Source organism: Streptomyces sp. NPDC005266 (genome assembly GCF_040607655.1).
In the GTDB taxonomy this organism is placed as follows: domain Bacteria; phylum Actinomycetota; class Actinomycetes; order Streptomycetales; family Streptomycetaceae; genus Streptomyces.
Genome location: NZ_JBEXHC010000003.1, coordinates 163,375 through 183,531 on the forward strand (window position 1 = coordinate 163,375; position 20,157 = coordinate 183,531).

Sequence of the window (20,157 nt, forward strand, 5' to 3'; positions counted from 1 at the left end):
CCGACCACGCAGGGAGGCCCCCGACGCGAGGCGTCGGGGGCCTCCCTGCGTGTTGCTCTCAGCGTGCGCGGGCCGAGGTCACCCGGTAGACGTCGTAGACACCCTCGACGCCGCGGACGGCCTTCAGGACGTGGCCCAGGTGCTTGGGGTCGCCCATCTCGAAGGTGAAGCGCGAGGTGGCCACCCGGTCACGGGAGGTCTGGACGGCCGCGGAGAGGATGTTGACGTGCTGATCGGACAGGACCCGGGTGACGTCCGACAGCAGGCGGGACCGGTCCAGCGCCTCGACCTGTATGGCCACCAGGAAGACGGAGGACTGGGTGGGGGCCCATTCGACGTCGAGGATGCGCTCGGGCTGCTGGGAGAGCGAGTCGACGTTGACGCAGTCGGCGCGGTGCACGGAGACGCCGCTGCCGCGGGTGACGAAGCCGATGATCGGGTCGCCGGGGACCGGCGTACAGCAGCGGGCCAGCTTGACCCATACGTCCTCGACGCCCTTGACCACCACGCCCGGGTCGGCGCTGGAGCGGCGCTTGGCGCGGCGCCGGACGGGCGGGGCGGTCTCGGCGATGTCCTCGTTGGCGGCCTCCTCGCCGCCGAGGGCCGTGACCAGCTTGGTGACGACGTTCTGCGCGGAGACATGGCCCTCGCCGATGGCCGCGTAGAGCGAGGAGATGTCGGGGTAGCGCATCTCATGGGCGAGGGTGACCAGCGAGTCGCCGGTGAGGATCCGCTGAATCGGCAGGTTCTGCTTGCGCATCGCCCGGACGATCGCGTCCTTGCCCTGTTCGATGGCCTCGTCGCGGCGCTCCTTGGAGAACCAGGCGCGGATCTTGTTACGGGCGCGCGGTGACTTGACGAAGCCCAGCCAGTCGCGGGAGGGTCCGGCGCCCGCGGCCTTGGAGGTGAAGACCTCCACCAGGTCGCCGTTGTCGAGGGTGGACTCGAGCGGGACGAGCCGCCCGTTGACCCGCGCCCCTATGGTGCGGTGGCCGACCTCGGTGTGCACGGCGTACGCGAAGTCCACCGGGGTGGCCCCGGCCGGAAGCGCTATGACATCGCCCTTGGGCGTGAAGACGAAGACCTCGTTGCGGGACAGGTCGAAGCGCAGGGACTCCAGGAACTCTCCCGGGTCCTCGGTCTCCTTCTGCCAGTCCAGCAGCTGCCGCAGCCACGCCATGTCGTTGATGGCGTCGTCCTTGCCGGCCTTGCCACGCGGCACATCGGTACGCACCTTGGAGGCGCCGGCGACGGCCTCCTGCTTGTACTTCCAGTGCGCGGCGATGCCGTACTCGGCGCGGCGGTGCATGTCGAAGGTGCGGATCTGCAGCTCGACCGGCTTGCCGCTGGGCCCGATGACCGTCGTGTGCAACGACTGGTACATGTTGAACTTGGGCATCGCGATGTAGTCCTTGAACCGCCCGGGCACCGGGTTCCACCGCGCGTGAATGGTCCCGAGCGCCGCGTAGCAGTCGCGGACGGTGTCGACGAGCACCCGGATGCCCACCAGGTCGTAGATCTCGGCGAAGTCCCGGCCCCGCACGATCATCTTCTGGTAGACGGAGTAGTAGTGCTTCGGGCGGCCGGTGACGGTGGCCTTGATGCGGGCCGCGCGCAGATCTCCCTGGACCTGGTCGGTGACGACGGCCAGGTACTCGTCGCGCTTGGGCGCCCGCTCGGCGACCAGCCGGACGATCTCGTCGTACATCTTGGGGTAGAGGATCGCGAAGGCGAGGTCCTCCAGCTCCCACTTGATGGTGTTCATGCCCAGCCGATGGGCGAGCGGGGCGTAGATCTCCAGCGTCTCGCGGGCCTTCTTCTCCTGCTTCTCCCGCTTGAGATAGCGCATGGTGCGCATGTTGTGGAGCCGGTCGGCGAGCTTGATGACCAGGACGCGCGGGTCCTTGGCCATGGCCACGACCATCTTGCGCACGGTCTCGGCCTGGGCCGCCTCGCCGAACTTGACCTTGTCCAGCTTGGTGACGCCGTCGACGAGCAGGGCCACCTGGTCGCCGAAGTCGCGGCGCAGGGTGTCGAGGCCGTACTCGGTGTCCTCGACGGTGTCGTGCAGCAGCCCGGCCATCAAGGTGGCCGGATCCATACCCAGCTCGGCGAGGATCGTGGTCACCGCGAGGGGGTGGGTGATGTACGGATCGCCGCTCTTGCGCTTCTGGCCGCGGTGCCAGCGCTCGGCCACCTGGTAGGCGCGCTCGATCTGGCGCAGCGTGGAGGCGTCCGCCTTGGGGTCATTGCCGCGCACGATGCGCAGCAGGGGCTCCAGCACCGGGTTGTACGGGCTGGAGCGCTGGACGCCGAGACGGGCCAGCCGGGCCCGGACGCGGTTGGACGAGCCGGAGCGGGGCGCCGGGCTCTGCAGGGGGCGGGCGGGCGCCACGGACGGCCGCGGGGCTCCTCCGCGGCCCGCGGGGGGCTGCGGGGTGGTCCGCGTCTGCTCGGGGCCGCTCCCGGCCTGGCTGTCGCCGCCGTTCCGGGGCGTGGCCGGGGCCGCCGTCGGGTCGGCGGCGGTGGGCGCGTCCGGGTGCGCGGACGCGGGAGGGGATCCCCCCGGACGAGTCCTGGGGGAGAGCGGCTGGGCCTCGTCTGGCAAGAGCACTCCTCAAGCGGTCCGGACCTCAAGAGGTCGGGTTGCCATGGTACTGATCCCGCCACTCCGGTTGCCTCCCGACCGAGAAGCCACCGGCCCACGGCGGGCGCGCCGGAGGGCGGGGACCCGATGTCCGCGCAGGTCCCCGCCCTCCGGCGGTGGTGTGTGCCCGAAGGCGCTCAGACCGTGATCAGCGCCTCCAGCGGGGCGCCGTCGAGCGAGCCCAGCAGCCGGCTGCGGCCTTCGAGGAAGCCCAGCTCCATCAGGACCGCGACGCCGGCGACCTGGGCGCCGGCCCGGCGGATGAGCTGGAGCGAGGCCTCGGCGGTGCCGCCGGTGGCGAGCACGTCGTCGATCACCAGGACCCGGTCACCGGGCTCCAGGGCGTCGGCGTGTATCTCGATCTCCGCGGTGCCGTACTCCAGCTCGTACGCCTGGCCGAGCGTCGCCCCGGGAAGCTTCCCGGCCTTGCGGACCGGCACGAAGCCGATTCCGGCGCGGACGGCGGCCGGGGCGGCGAGGATGAAGCCGCGCGCCTCCAGGCCCACCACCTTGTCCGCCCCGAGCCGGGTGCACAGCTCGGCGAGCGCGCCGGTCAGCGCGGAGAAGGCCGCGGCGTCGGCGAGCAGCGGGGTGATGTCCTTGAACATCACGCCCGGCTTGGGATAGTCCGGCACGTCCTGGATCCGGCTGAGCAGCAACGCGCGCAGCTCCTCCGTGCCGAGGGCCCCGAATCCGTCCGGGCCGCCCGTGGCCGGGTTCGTCGTCCCGGCGCTCATCGGCGCTTCCCCGACGACCGGCCACGGCCCCGGTTGCGGGGGGCGGGCTGGCGTCGCTGGCCGACGACCCCGGCGGGGGCCGCGGCGGCGTCCTCGAGAGCGTGCTCGTCGTCCTCATCGGCCGCGGCCGGGGCGGCCCCGGCCTCGGCCTTGGCGGCCGCGGCGCGCTTGGCGCGCACCCGCTTGGCCAGCGCCTTCATCTGCGGGTCGCGCTCCTTCAGATCGGCGACCAGCGGAGTGGCGATGAAGATCGAGGAGTACGCGCCGGCGGCGAGGCCGACGAAGAGCGACAGCGAGATGTCGTTGAGCATGCCCGCGCCGAGCAGACCGCCGCCGATGAACAGCAGCGCGCCGACCGGCAGCAGCGCCACGACCGTGGTGTTGATGGAGCGCACCAGGGTGGAGTTGAGGCTGCGATTGGCGATTTCGCTGTAGGTGAAGCGGGACTGTTTGGTGAGGTCCTTCGACGCTTCCTTGAGGCCGTCGAAGACCACGACGGTGTCGTAGAGCGAGTATCCGAGGATCGTCAGCAGACCGATCACGGTGCCCGGGGTGACCTCGAAACCGACCAGGGCGTAGACCCCGACGGTGATGGTGAGGTCGTGGATCAGCGCGATCAGGGCGGCCAGCGCCATCCGCCATTCGAAGGCGATGGCGAGATAGATCACCACCAGGACCATGAAGATCGCCAGACCCTGCCATGCCTTGCTGGCGATCTGCTCGCCCCAGCTCGGGCCGACCAGCTGGGTGTCGATCTTGTCGGTCTTGACGCCCAGCTCCTTGGCGAGCTTCTCCTGGACCGGTACGGCCTCCTTGGTGTCCACCTCGCTGATCTGGATCCGCAGCCCGCCACCGCCGAGCTCTTGGACGACGACGGTGTGGCCGCTGGCCGCCTCCTCCGCCGCGTGGCGCGCCTCGACGGCCGAGATCTTGCTGCTGGGGGTGGTGAAGACCGCGCCGCCGGAGAACTCGATGCCCATGTTCAGGCCGCGCACCGCCAGGCCCACGATGGCCGTGATGGTGATCAGTATCGAGATGCCGTACCAGATCTTCCGCTTGCCGACGAAGTCGTAGCCGACCTCGCCTCGGTAGAGCCTGGCGCCGAGATTGCCGAGTCGCGACATCTCACGCCTCCTTCGTGTCGGCGGGGCCGGGGGCGGCGGGGCGACGGCGACGCAGTGACGGTTTGGCCCCGAGACGCTTGGGGTCCAGACCGGACCACGGGTGGCCGTTCCCGAAGAACGGGCGGCGGGCGAGGATCGTCATCAGCGGCTTGGTGAACAGGAAAACCACCGCGACGTCGAGGAGCGTGGTCAGCCCCAGGGTGAAGGCGAAGCCCTGCACCTTGCCGACGGTGACGATGTAGAGCACCGCGGCGGCCAGGAACGACACGAAGTCCGACACCAGGATGGTGCGCCGGGCTCGCGGCCAGCCGCGCTCGACGGCGGGGCGCAGCGAGCGGCCCTCCCGGATCTCGTCGCGGATCCGCTCGAAGTAGACGATGAACGAGTCGGCGGTGATACCGATGGCCACGATCGCACCGCAGACGGCCGGCAGGTTCAGCGCGAAGCCGATGCCCGGGCCGAGCAGCACCATGATCGTGTAGGTCAGGATCGCGGAGACCCCGAGGCTGGCCATGGCCACCAGGGCCAGACCGCGGTAGTAGACGACCAGGTAGATGACCACGAGGGCCATGCCGATGGCGCCGGCGATCAGACCGGCATGCAGCTGTTCACCGCCGAGCGCGGCGGAGACGGTGGTCTCGTCCGCGATGTCGAAGGACAGCGGCAGTGCGCCGTAGGACAGCACATTGGCCAGGTCTTCGGCGCTCTGCTGGGTGAAGCCGCCGGAGATGGTGGCCCGGCCGCCGGTGATGGCCGTGTTGACCTCGGGGTCGGAGACGACCTCGCCGTCGAGGACGATCGCAAAGCGGTTCTGCGGGGGCTGCTGGGTCGCCAGCTTGCTGGTCACGCTGGAGAACTTCTTGGAGCCCTTGTTGTTGAAGTCGAGCTGCACGATCCAGCCCGACGCGTTCTGGGTCTCGAAGACGGCCGAGGCGTCGTCGACGTCAGTGCCCTCGACCTGGGAGGGGCCGAGGACGAACTGGCGGGGGTCGTCCTTCTGGCCGCAGGCCGTGATGGTGTCGCTCGGCTTGGCGTTGGCCGCCTTCTCGGCCGCCGCGGCCCGCCCCTTGTCGGTGGTGCAGTCGACCTTCGGGCCGGAGGAGCCCGACGGCTTCTTGGACTGCTCGCCCTTGGGGGTCTTGGAGGGCGTGGGGCTCTGGGACGCGCTCGGCGTCTTGTCGGCCTTCAGGCCCTGGGAGAGCGGTCGCCCCTGGGTGCTGGCGGACGCGGACGGCGTGCTGGACGCCTTGCCGCCGTCGTTCTTGCCACCCTTGTCGCTCTTGCCGCCCTTGTCCTTGTCACTGGCGCCGGCCGAGGGGGTCGGGGTGGGCTGGGCGGGCTTCTGGCCCGGCTGGGTGGTGGTGACCACCGGACGGAAGTAGAGCTGAGCGGTGGTGCCGACCTGCTGCCGGGCCTGCTTCGCGTCCGTCCCCTTGGGGATGTTCACGATGATGTGCTTGTCGCCCTGCGTCTGGACCTCGGCCTCGGACACACCCAGACCGTTGACCCGCCGCTCGATGATGCTCACGGCGGTGTTCATGTTGTCCGTGTTGATCGCGTTGGGCTTGCCCGGCTGGTTCTTGGCCTCCAGCGTGAAGCTGGTGCCACCCGCGAGGTCGATGCCCAATCGCGGCGTGGTGTGACCGGAGACGAACATCCCCCCGGTCAGCGCCACGATGGCGATCAGGATCACGGCCAAGGCACGCCCGGGCCTGCCCTGTGACCCGGAGGCCTTGCGGCCCTTCTTCGGTGCTGCCACCTTCTCGTATCTCCCTGTCCAACCGCCCCGCATCGGCTGTGCGCCGGGCGGCCACGAAGTCTTGTGGGGACGAGCCCCCGCCGGAGCCTAGACCGTCAGGGAACCACGACGCACCGAGCGGTGGTGCGCCGTGGTTCCCGGTACGGACTACTTCGCGTCGGTGCTGCCGTCCCGCTTGCCGCCCTCGGCCGAGTCCGCCTCGTCGGCGTCCTGCTTACCCAGGTCGATCTTCTTGACGTCGCCCTTCTCGTCCGCGTCGACGGCGGTGCCGGCCTTGTCGGCGGAGGAATCGTCGGCGTCGGGGGCCGCGGTCAGCGAGGAGGCGTCGTCGGGGACGACGGGGGCGCCGGCCTCATCGGGGTCGATGCCGTGCACGATCCGGTTGTACTCGGAGTCCTCGAGGACCGCACCCACCGCGTTCTTCGCGTAGATCGCGTGGACGCCGGGGGCCACCTCGAGGAGGACCGTGTCGTCGTGGACCTCCTTGACCGTGGCGTACATGCCGCCGATGGTCCGCACGCCGGTGCCCGGCTGCATCTGATCGCGCATCTGCGCGGCCTGGCGCTGCTTGTTCTTGGCCGATCGGGTCATCAGGAACATGGCCCCGATGAGCACGATGAACGGCAGGAGAGTCACGATATTCACGGGACGGAGATTCCTTCGCACGACCGCGGGGAGCGGCCTGGTCTACGGGGATGGGTATGCCGACGGATCACGGCATACGGACGGCATCGGCGGAGTCTAAGCGAGCCCGCGCCTATGGAACAACGCTCGGCGCGGCACCCGGGTTCCTGACCCCGCCATTATTCGCCCTCCTGGCCATGATGCCGGGTAAGCGCGCGCTTAGCCCTCGAACAGGCCCGCCTGACCCCCGCCGGCGCCCTGCCGCGGCGGGGTGAGCCCCAGATGATCCCAGGCCGCGGGCGTCCCGACCCTCCCCCGGGGGGTACGGGCCAGCAGCCCCTCCCGCACCAGGAACGGCTCCGCGACCTCCTCGACCGTCTCGCGCTCCTCCCCCACCGCCACGGCCAGCGTGGACAGCCCCACCGGGCCGCCACCGAACAACTTGAGCAGGGCGCTCAGCACAGCGCGGTCCAGCCGGTCGAGCCCGCGGCCGTCCACGTCGTAGACCGCCAGGGCGCGCGCGGCGATCTCCCGCGTGATCACGCCGTCCGCCTTGACCTGGGCATAGTCGCGCACCCGGCGCAGCAGCCGGTTGGCGATACGGGGTGTGCCGCGCGAGCGGCCGGCGATCTCGGCAGCGCCCTCGGCCTCGATGGTGACGTCGAGCAGCCCCGCGGAGCGGTGGATGACGCGCTCCAGCTCGGCCGGGGCGTAGAACTCCATATGACCGGTGAAGCCGAAGCGGTCGCGCAGCGGGGGCGGCAGCAGCCCGGCCCGGGTGGTCGCGCCGACCAGCGTGAAGGCCGGAAGCTCCAGCGGGATGGCGGTGGCGCCGGGCCCCTTGCCGACGATGACGTCGACCCGGAAGTCCTCCATCGCCATATAGAGCATCTCCTCGGCGGGCCGGGACATCCGGTGGATCTCGTCGAGGAAGAGCACCTCGCCCTCGGTGAGGGAGGAGAGGATCGCGGCCAGATCGCCCGCGTGCTGGATGGCCGGGCCGGAGGTGATCCGGATCGGGGCACCCATCTCGGCGGCGATGATCATCGAAAGGGTGGTCTTGCCCAGGCCGGGCGCGCCCGAGAGCAGCACATGGTCGGCCGTGCCGCCCCGCTGCCGGGCCGCCTTGAGCACCAGGTCCAGCTGCTCCCGCACCCGCTCCTGCCCGACGAACTCGCCGAGGTCCTTGGGGCGCAGCGCGGCCTCCACCGCCTGGTCCTCGCCGTCGGCGTCAGCGCCCACCAGCCGGTTGCCCGCACCGGGCAGGGCGTCGTCGGCGGTGGCCGGTGCGGTCTCGTCCCAGTTCACTGCGTTTCGCCTCGCGATGTCGTCTCGAGCGGTCCCACCGGTCGCGGCGCGCCGCGCCGACGGCCGCTCACCGTGTGCGGTTCAGGGTCTGCAGGGCGGCCCGCAGCAGCTGGGCCACCTGGGGCGCGTCGCCCGCGGCCATGGCCGCCTCGGCCTGCGGGGTGACGGCGGCCACCGCCTCCTCGGCCTCCCGGGTGGCATAACCGAGGCCGACCAGCGCGGTGTGCAGCTGATCGCTCCAGCCGACGGCGGCTGCGGACCGAGCGCCCGGCACGGTGGCGCCGACCGGCCCGCCCAGCCGGTCCTTGAGCTCCAGCAGCAGCCGCTGCGCGCCCTTCTTGCCGATGCCGGGTACGGCGGTGAGCGCCTTCTCGTCCCCGGTGGACACCGCGAGCCGCAGCGCGTCCGGGGAGTGCACGGCCAGCATGGCCTGGGCCAGCCGGGGGCCGACCCCGCTGGCGGTCTGGAGCAGCTCGAAGACCTGGCGCTCGTCGTCGTCCGCGAAGCCGTAGAGCGTCAGCGAGTCCTCACGGACCACGAGGGAGGTGGCGAGCCGGGCCTGCCGGCCGACGCGGAGCCCGGACAGAGTGGCCGGGGCGCACTTGACCGCCATGCCGACGCCGCCGACCTCGACCACGGCGGTGTCCGGGCCGAGGGCCGCGACCGGGCCCGAGACGAACGCGATCATGACATACGGCCTTTCGTGGAGCGCGGTGAGCCAAGGGTGCGGTGGGCGGCGACGGCCTGCTGCAGCCGGTTCTGCGCGGGCGCCCGCCAGATGTGGCAGATGGCGAGCGCCAGGGCGTCGGCGGCGTCGGCCGGTCTGGGCGGGGCGTCGAGCCGCAGCAGCCGGGTGACCATGGCGCCCACCTGCGCCTTGTCGGCGCGCCCGGATCCGGTGACAGCGGCCTTGACCTCGCTGGGGGTGTGCAGCGCGACCGGCAGTCCCCGGCGGGCCGCACACAGCATCGCGACAGCGCTGGCCTGGGCGGTGCCCATCACGGTGCGCACATTGTGCTGGCTGAACACCCGCTCGACGGCGACGAATTCGGGCCGGTGCGCGTCCAGCCACTCCTCGATGCCGCGCTCGATGAGGACGAGCCGGTCGCTGATCAGGGCGTCCGCCGGGGTCCGTACGACGCCGACGCCGAGCATCCGCAGCGGGCGGCCCCCGACCCCCTCGACCACGCCGATGCCGCACCGGGTCAGCCCCGGGTCCACGCCCAGCACGCGCACGGCACCCCTCCCCTCACGGCCGCTCACAGCCAGTCGGTCAACTGTTCCTGCAGGCTAGCGGCTGCCACCGACAACGCCGACGGGCCGGTGGGGTGTGTCCCCGCCGACCCGCCGCCCCGCGCGTGCTGAGATGCCCTCAGGCCTCAGGCGTCCACCTTGGCCATGACCTCGTCGGAGACATCGAAGTTGGCGAAGACGTTCTGCACGTCGTCGCTGTCCTCGAGCGCGTCGATCAGCTTGAAGATCTTGCGCGCGCCCTCCTCCTCGAGCTGCACCTGCATGGTGGGCACGAAGTTGGCCTCGGCCGAGTCGTAGTCGATGTCCGCGGCCTGGAGTGCGCTGCGGACCGCGACCAGGTCGGTGGCCTCGCTGATCACCTCGAAGGACTCACCGAGGTCGTTGACCTCCTCGGCGCCCGCCTCCAGGACCGCGGCCAGCACGTCGTCCTCGGTGAGGTCGCCCTTGGGGACGATGACCACGCCCTTGCGGTTGAACAGGTAGGAGACCGAGCCCGGGTCGGCCATCGAACCGCCGTTGCGCGTCATCGCGACGCGGACGTCGGAGGCTGCGCGGTTGCGGTTGTCGGTCAGGCACTCGATGAGCACGGCCACGCCGTTGGGGCCGTAGCCCTCGTACATGATCGTCTCGTAATCGGCGCCGCCCGCTTCCAGACCGGCGCCGCGCTTGACCGCGCTGTCGATGTTCTTGTTCGGAACCGAGGACTTCTTCGCCTTCTGGACGGCGTCGAAGAGCGTCGGGTTACCGTCCAGGTCGGCGCCGCCGGTACGGGCCGCGACCTCGATGTTCTTGATCAGCTTCGCGAAGAGCTTGCCGCGCTTGGCATCGATCACGGCCTTCTTGTGCTTGGTCGTAGCCCATTTAGAGTGGCCGGACATCCGCCTGTCTCCTTCGCGTAACCCATTGCTGTACGAACGCCTGAGATCCTACCGGGATCCCCCGTCAGCTTGCGGCGCGGATCATGTCCACGAAGAGCGCGTGGACCCGGTGGTCACCGGTCAGCTCGGGGTGGAAGGACGTCGCGAGGACGCTGCCCTGCCGGACGGCGACAGTATGGCCGCCGTAGGTCGCGAGCACCTCGGCCTCTCCTCCCACGGACTCGACCCAGGGCGCCCGGATGAAGACGCCCTCGACCGGGCCGCCCTCGATGCCCTTGATCCCGACCTCGGCCTCGAAGGACTCGTTCTGCCTGCCGAAGGCGTTACGGCGCACGATCATGTCGATGCCGCCGATGGTCTCCTGGTCGTCCCGGCCGTCGAGGATCTTGTTCGCGACCATGATCATGCCCGCGCACGTGCCGTACACCGGCAGGCCCGCCCGCACCCGCTCGCGCAGCGGCTCCAGCAGCCCGAAGGCGACCGCGAGCTTGGACATGGTGGTGGACTCACCACCGGGGATCACCAGACCGGCGACCTCGGCGAGCTCCTCGGGGCGGCGCACCGGCCGGCCCTGCACCCCGGACGCGGCGAGCGCGGCCAGATGCTCGCGGACATCGCCCTGGAGGGCGAGCACACCGACGACGGGGGCGTGGGACGCGGTGGCCGACGTGGACGACATGGACGACGTGGACGACGTAGTCACGGAGCGAAGTACCTCTCGGACGTCAGGGGCACCACGCGTCCACCGGGACGCGTGGTGCCATGGGGCGCCGTACGGCGCCGGTTACCAGCCGCGGTTGGCGTACCGCTCGGCCTCGGGGAGGGTGTCGCAGTTGATGCCGACCATGGCCTCACCCAGGTCGCGGGACGCGTCGGCGATGACCTTCGGGTCGTCGTAGAAGGTGGTGGCCTTCACGATCGCGGCGGCGCGCTTTGCCGGGTCGCCGGACTTGAAGATGCCGGAGCCCACGAACACGCCCTCCGCGCCGAGCTGGCGCATCAGCGCGGCGTCGGCCGGGGTGGCGACACCGCCGGCCGAGAACAGGACGACCGGCAGCTTGCCGGTCCGCGCGACCTCGGCGACCAGCTCGTACGGGGCGCGCAGTTCCTTGGCCGCCGCGTACAGCTCATGGTTGTCCAGGCCGCGCAGCCGGGCGATCTCGCCCTTGATCTGACGCAGGTGGCGGACCGCCTCGACGACGTTGCCGGTGCCGGCCTCGCCCTTGGAACGGATCATCGCGGCGCCCTCGGCGATCCGGCGCAGCGCCTCGCCCAGGTTGGTGGCACCGCAGACGAACGGGGTGGTGAAGGACCACTTGTCGCTGTGGTTGACCTCGTCGGCCGGGGTGAGGACCTCGGACTCGTCGATGTAGTCGACGCCGAGGGCCTGCAGAACCTGCGCCTCGACGAAGTGGCCGATCCGGGACTTGGCCATGACCGGGATGGAGACCGCGCTGATGATGCCGTCGATCATGTCCGGGTCGGACATCCGGGCCACGCCGCCGTCCTTGCGGATGTCGGCCGGAACGCGCTCAAGGGCCATCACCGCGACGGCACCGGCATCCTCGGCGATCTTGGCTTCCTCGGGCGTGACCACATCCATGATCACGCCACCCTTGAGCTGCTCGGCCATGCCGCGCTTGACGCGGGCGGTGCCGGTCGCGGGAGCCTCGGAGTTGGACGTGCTGGCGGGCGTGATGGACACGGTTTGACCTCACTCGGTAATGAAAAGTGCGATGAGCCCATCGTAGGCTCGTTCGATACCCGTTCATGACCCGGCCATCCGGTCCAGGTCGCAGGCGCCTGTGCTACACCAATGACAAAAGCGGGTGGGGCCGGGGCTCGGCAAGGGCCAATCGAAGGCCGGTGGCTCAAAGGCGGCCGGTGTCCGACTGCCTCGGTCAGTAGCCGGCGCGCTCCGTCAGTAGCCGGCGCGCTCCGCGAGGGCCGCCGGAAGCTCATCGTCCATCTCGAAGGCGAGCGGAAACGGAGCGTGCCCCGCCAGCCGGAACCAGCGCACCGCGCGATGGCGACGCAGCGCCCGCGCCGCGCGCACCGCGTCGTTGTGGAACCGCCGTGCCATCGGCACCCGCCGCACCGCCTCCGTCAGCTCCCCCAGCGCCTCTTCACCGCCCGGCGCCTCCCGTACGGCATCGGCCTGCGCACTCTCCTCGAACACGGCGCGCAGCGCCTGGCTCAGCTCGCTCTCCGCGACCTCGCGGTGCTCCTCCTCGGCCTGCCGGGCCGCGTGCGCGGCCTCATACAGCACGATCGAGGCGGCGGGGTCGAGCAGTCCAGCGGTGGCCAGCTCCTGCGCGACCGAGGCCCGCCGCAGCAACTGCGCGTCGAGCGCGGCCCGCGCCGCGTCCAGCCGGCTGTGCAACCGGTCCAGCCGCCCCGCGGTCCAGCTCAGATAGACGGCCACGAGGACCAGGGCGACCGCGATCCAGATCAAGGTGCTCACGGCCCGCCACGCTACCGCCTACCGCCTTTGGGCTCCGCCCCCGTACCGGGCTGGGCCTTGGACAGGTTGCCCGGCTCGGTCAGGCGCGGCGCCGTCTCGCGCCTTCGGCGCATGGGAGCACGGTCGGTAGGGGGCGGCCCGGGCGCCGCCGTCCGCGGGCCCGACGGAACGGCCAGCCGGTGGTGGCTCAGCGCCGCGCTACCGCAGCCCATGGGCGCCCTAGCCGCGGGCGAGCCCCAGCCGGGCGCAGAGCCCGAAACGGTCATCCAACCGCCGGCGAGCCCCAGCCGGGCGCGGAGCCCGAAACGGTCATCTAACCGCGGGCGAGCCCCAGCCGGGCACGGAGCCCGAGACGGTCATCGGCGGCCACGGACGCCGAGCCGTCCGTCACCGTCTCGTAGACCGCGAGAATGTCGGCGCCGACCGTCGACCAGTCGAAGCGCCGTACGTGCCGGCTGCCCCGCTCCCGCAGCTCGGCCAGCCGGTCCGCGTCCCCCAGCAGCCGCACCGCGGCCTCGGCCAGCGCATCGGCGTCCTCGTTGGCGAAGAGCTCCCCCGCCGCTCCCCCGTCCAGCACCTGCGCGAACGCGTCCAGATCGCTGGCCAGCACCGCCGCCCCCGCCGACATGGCCTCCACGAGGATGATGCCGAAGCTCTCGCCTCCGGTGTTCGGCGCGATGTACACGTCGACGCTGCGCAGCAGCCGCGCCTTGTCCGCGTCGCTGACCATCCCCAGGAACTCGACGCGCTCGCGCAGCGCCGCGGGCAGAGTGGCCACGGCCTCCTTCTCGTCGCCGCGCCCGGCGATCAGCAGCCGCGCCCCGGGCCGCGCCTCGAAGATCTTCGGCAGGGCCCGGATCAGCACCGGAAGGCCCTTACGGGGCTCATCGATGCGGCCGATGAAGCCGATGGTGTCCCCCTGCCACTCCTCCTTTGGCTCCGCGTCCGCGAAGAAGCCCACATCGACGCCGTTGGGGATGACGACCGCGTCGCCGCCCAGATGCTCGACCAGCGTCCGCCGCGCGTACTCGCTCACCGCGATCCGCGCGCTGATCTTCTCCAGCGCGGGTTGCAGGATCGGATACGCCGCGATCATGGCCCGGGAGCGCGGATTGGAGGTGTGGAAGGTCGCCACGATCGGCCCCTGGGCCGCCCAGCAGGCGAGCAGCCCAAGGGAGGGCGAGGTGGGCTCGTGGATGTGGATGACCTCGAAGGCGCCGTCGTGCAGCCAGCGTCGCACCCGCGCGGCCGACAGAAAGCCGAAGTTGAGCCGCGCGACGGAGCCGTTGTACGGCACCGGCACGGCACGCCCGGCGGAGACGACATACGGCGGCAGCGGCGTCTCGTCGTCCGCCGGGGCCAGCACGGAGACCTGGTGGCCGCGCCGGATCAGATGCTCGGCCAGATCGCGGATGTGGAACTGGACGCCGCCTGGGACATCCCAGGAGTACGGGCAGACGATCCCGATCCTCAAGGCTTCTCCATTCCGGGGCTCCGGTCGAGGTCCTTGAGCCACAGCCGCTGCAGCATGTGCCAGTCCTCGGGGTGCTCGGCGATCCCCTCGGCGAACGCGTCGGCGACCTCCTGGGTCATGACGGCGGTGCGCTGCGCGCGGTTCCCGTCCCCGGGCACCTCGACCGGCGGATGCACCCGCCCCCGCATGACCGGGGACTCGTCGTACCAGAGCGTGACCGGCAGCAGCAGCGCCCCGGTCTGCTGGGCGAGCGCGGCGGGCCCGGCGGGCATCTTCGCCCGCTCGCCGAAGAACGACACCGCCACGCCCGACGCCGACAGATCCCGGTCGGCGACCAGACACACCAGACCGCCCGCGCGCAGCCGCCGCGCCAGCGTCCCGAACGCGGCTCCGCCCTGGTGTGGCAGCACCTCCATGCCCAGCCCCTCGCGGTAGGCCACGAAGCGGTCGTACAGCGTCTCCGGCTTCAGCCGCTCCGCGACGGTCGTGAAGGGCACCCCGAGGTGGGTGGTGACCCAGGCCCCGGCGAGGTCGTAGTTGCCCATGTGAGGCAGCGCGAGGACCACTCCGCGGCCAGTGGCGAGACCGTCCACCAGATAATGCAGGTCCTTGATGTCGATGCCGCTCTGTATGCGCTCCGGGCTCCACGTCGGGAGCCGGAAGGACTCCATCCAGTAGCGCGTGTACGAACGCATGCCCGCCCGCGACAGCTCCGCCAGGCGCCGCGCGGAGGCGTCCGGGACCACGCGCGCGAGATTGGCCTCCAGCCGCAGCACGCCCTTGCCGCGCCGCTTCCACACCTGATCGGCGACGCGCTGCCCCAGACGCACCGCGACCGGCTCGGGGAGCTTCTTGACCGTGCTCCAGCCGAGCCCGTACAGCGCGTCGGTCAGCCTGTCCTTCACCGCGCCTCACCCCCCCGGGGCACCGTCTGCTCCGCCGCGTCGGCCTCGGCGGCCTCCCTGCGCACGGTCACCACGCGCTGGACGAGGGTCACCGCGCTGCCCACCGCGACGATCCACAACGCGATCGGAAGCAGGATGTCGATATGCGGCACGCCGAACGTGTGCAGCCCGGAGAGACCACAGGCCACCAGCGAGATCACCAGCCGCTCGGCACGCTCCACCAGCCCGTTGACGTTCACCGGCAGCCCGATACTCTCGCCGCGCGCCTTGGTGTACGAGACCACCTGGCCGCTGGCGAGGCAGAAAATCGTCACCGCACACAGCACATTGTCCTCGCCCAGGCCCGCGTACCACAACGCCAGACCGCCGAAGATCGCACCGTCCGCGACCCGGTCCAGCGTCGAGTCCAGGAACGCGCCCCAACGGCTGGAGCGCCCCAACTGCCGCGCCATATTGCCGTCGACCAGGTCGGAGAAGACGAAGAGCGTGATGACGACCGTGCCCCAGAAGAACTCGCCCCGGGGGTAGAAGACCAGCGCGCCCGCGCACACCCCACCGGTTCCGACGAGGGTCACCGCGTCGGGGCTGACCCCGAGCCGGATGAGCAGGGCGGCGAACGGTGTGAGAACACGCGTGAAGAAAGCACGCGCGTACTTGTTCAGCATGGCCTTCCCGAAGGGTCGATACGGGCCGGATGGTCAAGAAACCACCGGCGCGCCCATCGTAGCCAGGCGCCGCAGGGCCACCGTGCACCTGTCGGACAGCTCCCGGACCACGCCCGCGGACCGCCTGGATGTGCGACGTATGGACGCACCGTTACCGCGGTGGAAAGCTCGAAGTATCGCAAGGTGTCGACCGGGAGGCGAGACACATGGGCGACAAGACAGGTACGCACCCAGGGGCCGCCGGAAGGGCAGCGGCGGCCGACCGGCCCAGCTCTCTGCGGAATGTGGTGCTGGTCGGCCACAGCGGGACCGGAAAGACGACGCTGGTGGAAGCCCTCGCGCTGGCGACGGGCGCGGTCAACCGGGCGGGCAGGGTCGAGAACGGCGGCTGCCTCTCCGACTACGACGAGATCGAGCACCGGCAGCAACGGTCGGTGCAGCTGTCCCTGGTCCCCGTCGAATGGGGCGGGGTGAAGATCAATCTCCTGGACACTCCGGGATACGCCGACTTCGTCGGGGAGCTCAGGGCCGGTCTGCGGGCAGCGGACGCGGCCCTCTTCATCGTCTCGGCGGCCCAGGACGCCGTGGGCATCGCCGGGGCCACCCGCATGGTGTGGGAGGAGTGCGCGGCGGTCGGCATGCCGCGCGCCATCGTGATCACACACCTGGAGGCGGCGCGCGCCGGCTTCGAGGACATGACCGAGCTGTGCCGGGAGACCTTCGGCGGTGACGACCCCGACGCCGTGCTGCCGCTGTATCTGCCGCTGCGCGGCGAACCGGCACCGGACGGGCACGCCCCCGTGACCGGGCTGATCGGCCTGCTCTCCCAGCGGGTCTTCGACTACGCCTCGGGCGTACGGACCGAGGCGCCGCCCGGCCCCGACCAGCTGCCGCTGATCGAGGAGGCCCGGAACCGGCTCATCGAGGGGATCATCGCCGAGAGCGAGGACGAGACCCTCATGGACCGCTATCTCGGCGGCGAGGAGATCGACGTCAAGACGCTGATCGAGGATCTGGAGAAGGCCGTCGCCCGCGGCCGCTTCCACCCGGTGCTGGCCGCCGCGCCCGCCGCCGAGGGCTCCAAGCAGGGCCTGGGCACCACCGAGCTGCTGGAGCTGATCACCGGCGGCTTCCCCACTCCGCTGGAGCGCGAGGCACCCGCCGTCACCACCCCGCAGGGCGCCGCGCGACCGCCGCTGATCTGCGACCCGGAGGGGCCACTGGCCGCCGAGGTCGTCAAGACCTCCTCCGACCCGTATGTCGGCCGGATTTCGCTGGTACGGCTCTTCTCCGGGACGCTGCGCCCCGATGAGACCGTGCATGTCTCCGGGCATGGTCTGGCGGACCGCGGCCACGAGGACCACGACGTGGACGAGCGGGTCGGCGCCCTCTCCATGCCCTTCGGCAAACAGCAGCGCACCCTCGCCCAGGCCATCGCGGGCGACCTGGCGTGTGTGGCCAAGCTGAACCGCGCCGAGACCGGCGACACGCTCTCGGCCAAGGACCAGCCGCTTCTCATGGAGCCCTGGCAGATGCCCGACCCGCTGCTGCCGGTGGCCATCCAGGCGCACAGCAAACCGGACGAGGACAAGATGTCCCTGGGCCTGGCCCGGCTCGTCGCCGAGGACCCGACGATGCGCCTGGAGCAGAATCCGGACACCCATCAGGTGGTGCTCTGGTGCCTGGGCGAGGCCCATATGGACGTCGCGCTGGAGCGGCTGCGCACCCGGTACGGCGTGCAGGTGGACGCGGTCCCGTACAAGGTGTCACTGCGCGAGACGTTCGGCGTCAAGTCCGCCGGGCGCGGCCGGCACGTCAAACAGTCCGGCGGCCACGGCCAGTACGCGATCTGCGAAATAGAGGTGGATCCGCTGCCGGGCGGCTCGGGCATCGAGTTCGTGGACAAGGTCGTCGGCGGGGCGGTGCCCCGGCAGTTCATCCCGTCCGTCGAGAAGGGCGTGCGCAGCCAGGCGGCGCGTGGGGTGGCCGCCGGATACCCCCTGGTCGATGTGCGGGTCACGCTGCTGGACGGCAAGGCCCACTCGGTGGACTCCTCCGACGCCGCCTTCCAGACGGCGGGCGCGCTCGCGCTGCGCGAGGCGGCCGCCGACGCCCGTATCGACCTGCTGGAGCCGGTCGTCGAGCTGGGCGTCCTGGTCTCGGACGACTACGTCGGCGCGGTCATGAGCGATCTGTCCGGGCGCCGCGGCCGGGTCGTCGGCACCGAGCAGGCGGGCGGCGGCCAGACCCTGATCAAGGCGGAGGTGCCGGAGATCGAGATCGGGCGGTACGCGGTCGATCTCCGCTCGCTCTCGCACGGCACCGGGCGGTTCAGCCGCTCGTACGCCCGGCATGAGCCGATGCCTCATCAGCTGGCCGAGCGCATGCGCGAACGCGCGACGGTCGAGGCATAGTTCACCGGCCGCCCGTCCCAACCACGCCGGGGCGGGCGGCTGTCCACAGGCCGCTGCCCGGAGTCGGCCGCCCGGGACGGTTGTCCGAGGCGGTTGTCCGAGGCGGTTGTCCGAGGCGGTTGTCCGGGGGGCGGTTTTCCACAGGCGTGGACGCCCTGGCGACAGGCGGTGCACACCCCCGATACGCTGAGGTCGCAGCGCAAGCGGCGGGCCTTATTGGGGGCGTTGGTGACGGACGGATTCGACTTCAGTCCCGGGGCGCAGGTCCCCCTCTCGGGGGCGGCGGGACAGACGGCGGCGACACAGGCACTCGCCTCGGCCGCCTACCGCGACGACCCCGTGGCAAAGCTGCTCGAGGCCAATTCCGAGTGGACGGTCTCGGAGGTCAAGGCGCCGAAGATCTCGCTCTTCGAGCCGAACCTGGGCGAGGCGTTCGCGCGCGCGGTCCAGAGCAGGATGCTGGGCGGCGACCGGGCCCAGGTGATCCAGTCGTTCGGCACCGAGCCCCAGACGGTCGTCGAGCACTGCCTGGCCGCCAACCGCATCCGCAAGGCCCGCGACGCCCGGCTCACCGCCGTCATGCTGATCTTCGGGCTGCTGTTCCTCCCCGGGGTGCTGCTCTGGCTCGGCGCCTTCCAGCTGCGCCGCTCGGTCGCCGGCGCCCAGGACAAGCGGATGGGGGCGCTCGGCACCGCGCTGCTCGTGGCGCTCGGAGTGATGGTCGCCATCTTCCTGATCAAGCTGCCCTTCGGCGGCTTCTGGGGCATCTATCTGCGGGGCGTCGTGGTCGCCCCCCTGATCGGCTGGTACATCGCCAAGCAGATCTGCGAGCGCACCGCCAAGGAGCTCAGGGACTCCTGGGACGGACTGCTCTCGGGCGGCGGCATCGGCGCCAAGGTGCCCGAGACGGTGCCCAACCACCCGGGCCAGACATCCGCCGAGGAGCTGCGCAAGGCGCTGCACAAGCTCACCGCCGAGCAGCACAGCAATGTGGTCTTCTACGCCGGCCCCAAGGGCATATTGGGCATGGGCACCCGATGGGGCAGCTGGCAGCTGGCCGAGGACCTGGTCTCCGCCGAACCGGACAAGGAGATCGACCCCTTCCGCAGCTGGGACGTCATACGGGCGATCCACGACCAGCTGCGCATGCTGGAGCGCACCCCGCTGCACACCGGTGGCTTCCCCACGCCATCCGTGCGCCATTGGGTGGTCTCGCCGATCGGCGAGGGGGCGAAGGCGGTCGAGCGCGGCGGCACCTCCGAGGAGGAAGGGTTCCAGATAAAGGGCGTCGAGCTGCAGCGCATCTGCGACCAGCAGCAGTTCGGCGCCGGTGACCGGCACTATCTGGGTGTGCAGTTCGTGCTCTGGGACGGCCAATTGGTGATCACCCTGATGATCACGGTGACGCTGCTGCACAAGACGCTGCGGATCGAGGTCACCGGCCACGCGCTGGGCCCGGTGCACCCGCTGTTCACCAGCAAGCCCACGGCGCCCACGAAGACCGTCTCCAAGACCTTCCGGTTCTGGGAGACCAAGGCCGTCCCCCTGCCGCTCGTGAAGCCCCGGGAGGTCGTGCGGCTGGCCGCACGCGCCCCCTTCACCTGGTATCCGCCGATGCTGGACCACCTGGGCGGCAAGCTCGTCCTCCCGGAGCCGTTCGGCGTGCGCCACGCCTGGGCGGACAAGCCCTGGCGGCACCGCTTCATGGCCGACGACGCGCTGCGGGCGGCCACGCCCGTGCTGCGCGTGGTCCATGAGGCGGCCATCGGGGTGCTCAAGCACCACGGCGTGGACACCGAGCGGTTCGGCAGCCGCTCGCTGGTGCTCAGCGGCCAGGTGCAGGAGGCCGCCCCGAAGAAGGCCGATCTGTACGACGCGTGAGGTCGTGCGGCCCCTTGCCGCGG

Annotated in this window: 17 protein-coding genes; 2 read left to right on the plus strand and 15 right to left on the minus strand. The window is 71.1% G+C overall.

The window, feature by feature from the left end; translation table 11 throughout:
* Nucleotides 1-58: 58 nt before the first annotated feature.
* From ABZU99_RS07070 to pgsA, 15 genes are all read right to left on the minus strand, one after another.
* The gene (locus ABZU99_RS07070; protein WP_355941182.1) at nt 59-2,608 is read right to left on the minus strand and encodes a bifunctional (p)ppGpp synthetase/guanosine-3',5'-bis(diphosphate) 3'-pyrophosphohydrolase; all 2,550 of its coding nucleotides are present in this window, start codon (nt 2,606-2,608) and stop codon (nt 59-61) included.
* A gap of 176 nt (nt 2,609-2,784) precedes the next feature.
* A complete protein-coding gene (locus tag ABZU99_RS07075; protein WP_355941179.1) occupies nt 2,785-3,384 on the minus strand; it encodes an adenine phosphoribosyltransferase in 600 nt (199 codons plus the stop codon).
* Nucleotides 3,381-4,508: a protein translocase subunit SecF gene (secF, locus tag ABZU99_RS07080; RefSeq protein WP_356043592.1), complete on the minus strand. Its 1,128-nt coding sequence runs from the start codon at nt 4,506-4,508 to the stop codon at nt 3,381-3,383. The genes ABZU99_RS07075 and secF overlap by 4 nt, the downstream gene beginning before the upstream one ends.
* 1 nt (nt 4,509) lies before the next feature.
* Complete coding sequence (gene secD / locus ABZU99_RS07085; RefSeq protein ID WP_355941173.1) at nt 4,510-6,267, minus strand: protein translocase subunit SecD; 1,758 nt, start codon at nt 6,265-6,267, stop codon at nt 4,510-4,512.
* Nucleotides 6,268-6,414: 147 nt separating this feature from the next.
* Nucleotides 6,415-6,912: a preprotein translocase subunit YajC gene (gene yajC, locus ABZU99_RS07090; RefSeq protein ID WP_355941170.1), complete on the minus strand. Its 498-nt coding sequence runs from the start codon at nt 6,910-6,912 to the stop codon at nt 6,415-6,417.
* A gap of 198 nt (nt 6,913-7,110) precedes the next feature.
* On the minus strand, nt 7,111-8,199 hold the full coding sequence (ruvB, locus tag ABZU99_RS07095) for a Holliday junction branch migration DNA helicase RuvB (RefSeq protein WP_355941167.1): 1,089 nt from the start codon (nt 8,197-8,199) through the stop codon (nt 7,111-7,113).
* Between the two features lie 67 nt (nt 8,200-8,266).
* Complete coding sequence (ruvA, locus tag ABZU99_RS07100) at nt 8,267-8,887, minus strand: Holliday junction branch migration protein RuvA (protein WP_356043597.1); 621 nt, start codon at nt 8,885-8,887, stop codon at nt 8,267-8,269.
* Complete coding sequence (gene ruvC, locus ABZU99_RS07105; protein WP_356043600.1) at nt 8,884-9,435, minus strand: crossover junction endodeoxyribonuclease RuvC; 552 nt, start codon at nt 9,433-9,435, stop codon at nt 8,884-8,886. The genes ruvA and ruvC overlap by 4 nt, the downstream gene beginning before the upstream one ends.
* 143 nt (nt 9,436-9,578) lie before the next feature.
* Complete coding sequence (locus tag ABZU99_RS07110; protein WP_355941158.1) at nt 9,579-10,331, minus strand: YebC/PmpR family DNA-binding transcriptional regulator; 753 nt, start codon at nt 10,329-10,331, stop codon at nt 9,579-9,581.
* A gap of 64 nt (nt 10,332-10,395) precedes the next feature.
* Nucleotides 10,396-11,010 (minus strand): pyridoxal 5'-phosphate synthase glutaminase subunit PdxT, encoded by a 615-nt coding sequence (pdxT, locus tag ABZU99_RS07115; RefSeq protein ID WP_356043888.1) that lies wholly within the window; start codon nt 11,008-11,010, stop codon nt 10,396-10,398.
* A 105-nt stretch (nt 11,011-11,115) separates the two neighbouring features.
* Nucleotides 11,116-12,036, minus strand: a complete 921-nt coding sequence (pdxS, locus tag ABZU99_RS07120; protein ID WP_355941155.1) for a pyridoxal 5'-phosphate synthase lyase subunit PdxS — start codon at nt 12,034-12,036, stop codon at nt 11,116-11,118.
* Between the two features lie 216 nt (nt 12,037-12,252).
* Nucleotides 12,253-12,795 (minus strand): hypothetical protein, encoded by a 543-nt coding sequence (locus ABZU99_RS07125; protein ID WP_356043603.1) that lies wholly within the window; start codon nt 12,793-12,795, stop codon nt 12,253-12,255.
* 313 nt (nt 12,796-13,108) lie between these two features.
* The gene (locus ABZU99_RS07130; protein WP_356043606.1) at nt 13,109-14,269 is read right to left on the minus strand and encodes a glycosyltransferase family 4 protein; all 1,161 of its coding nucleotides are present in this window, start codon (nt 14,267-14,269) and stop codon (nt 13,109-13,111) included.
* Nucleotides 14,266-15,174, minus strand: coding sequence for a phosphatidylinositol mannoside acyltransferase (locus tag ABZU99_RS07135; RefSeq protein WP_355941146.1), 909 nt, complete (start codon nt 15,172-15,174; stop codon nt 14,266-14,268). The genes ABZU99_RS07130 and ABZU99_RS07135 overlap by 4 nt, the downstream gene beginning before the upstream one ends.
* Nucleotides 15,171-15,839: a phosphatidylinositol phosphate synthase gene (gene pgsA, locus ABZU99_RS07140; RefSeq protein ID WP_355941143.1), complete on the minus strand. Its 669-nt coding sequence runs from the start codon at nt 15,837-15,839 to the stop codon at nt 15,171-15,173. Before pgsA ends, ABZU99_RS07135 begins: the two co-directional genes overlap by 4 nt.
* A gap of 206 nt (nt 15,840-16,045) precedes the next feature.
* On the opposite strand from pgsA, the gene ABZU99_RS07145 reads away from it, so the two are divergent.
* Together ABZU99_RS07145 and ABZU99_RS07150 are read left to right on the plus strand one after the other, a co-directional pair.
* On the plus strand, nt 16,046-18,253 hold the full coding sequence (locus ABZU99_RS07145) for an elongation factor G-like protein EF-G2 (RefSeq protein WP_356043610.1): 2,208 nt from the start codon (nt 16,046-16,048) through the stop codon (nt 18,251-18,253).
* A 228-nt stretch (nt 18,254-18,481) separates the two neighbouring features.
* The gene (locus ABZU99_RS07150; RefSeq protein WP_356043613.1) at nt 18,482-20,134 is read left to right on the plus strand and encodes a hypothetical protein; all 1,653 of its coding nucleotides are present in this window, start codon (nt 18,482-18,484) and stop codon (nt 20,132-20,134) included.
* The last annotated feature ends 23 nt before the right edge of the window (nt 20,135-20,157 follow it).

Coding starts and splice junctions, on each gene's coding strand:
- ABZU99_RS07075 (WP_355941179.1), bottom strand. CDS start 3,384: ATGAGCGCCGGGACGACGAACCCGGCCACGGGCGGCCCGGACGGATTC.
- secF (WP_356043592.1), bottom strand. CDS start 4,508: ATGTCGCGACTCGGCAATCTCGGCGCCAGGCTCTACCGAGGCGAGGTC.
- ruvA (WP_356043597.1), bottom strand. CDS start 8,887: ATGATCGCGTTCGTCTCGGGCCCGGTCGCGGCCCTCGGCCCGGACACC.
- ABZU99_RS07110 (WP_355941158.1), bottom strand. CDS start 10,331: ATGTCCGGCCACTCTAAATGGGCTACGACCAAGCACAAGAAGGCCGTG.
- pdxT (WP_356043888.1), bottom strand. CDS start 11,010: ATGTCGTCCACGTCGGCCACCGCGTCCCACGCCCCCGTCGTCGGTGTG.
- pgsA (WP_355941143.1), bottom strand. CDS start 15,839: ATGCTGAACAAGTACGCGCGTGCTTTCTTCACGCGTGTTCTCACACCG.
- ABZU99_RS07145 (WP_356043610.1), top strand. CDS start 16,046: ATGGGCGACAAGACAGGTACGCACCCAGGGGCCGCCGGAAGGGCAGCG.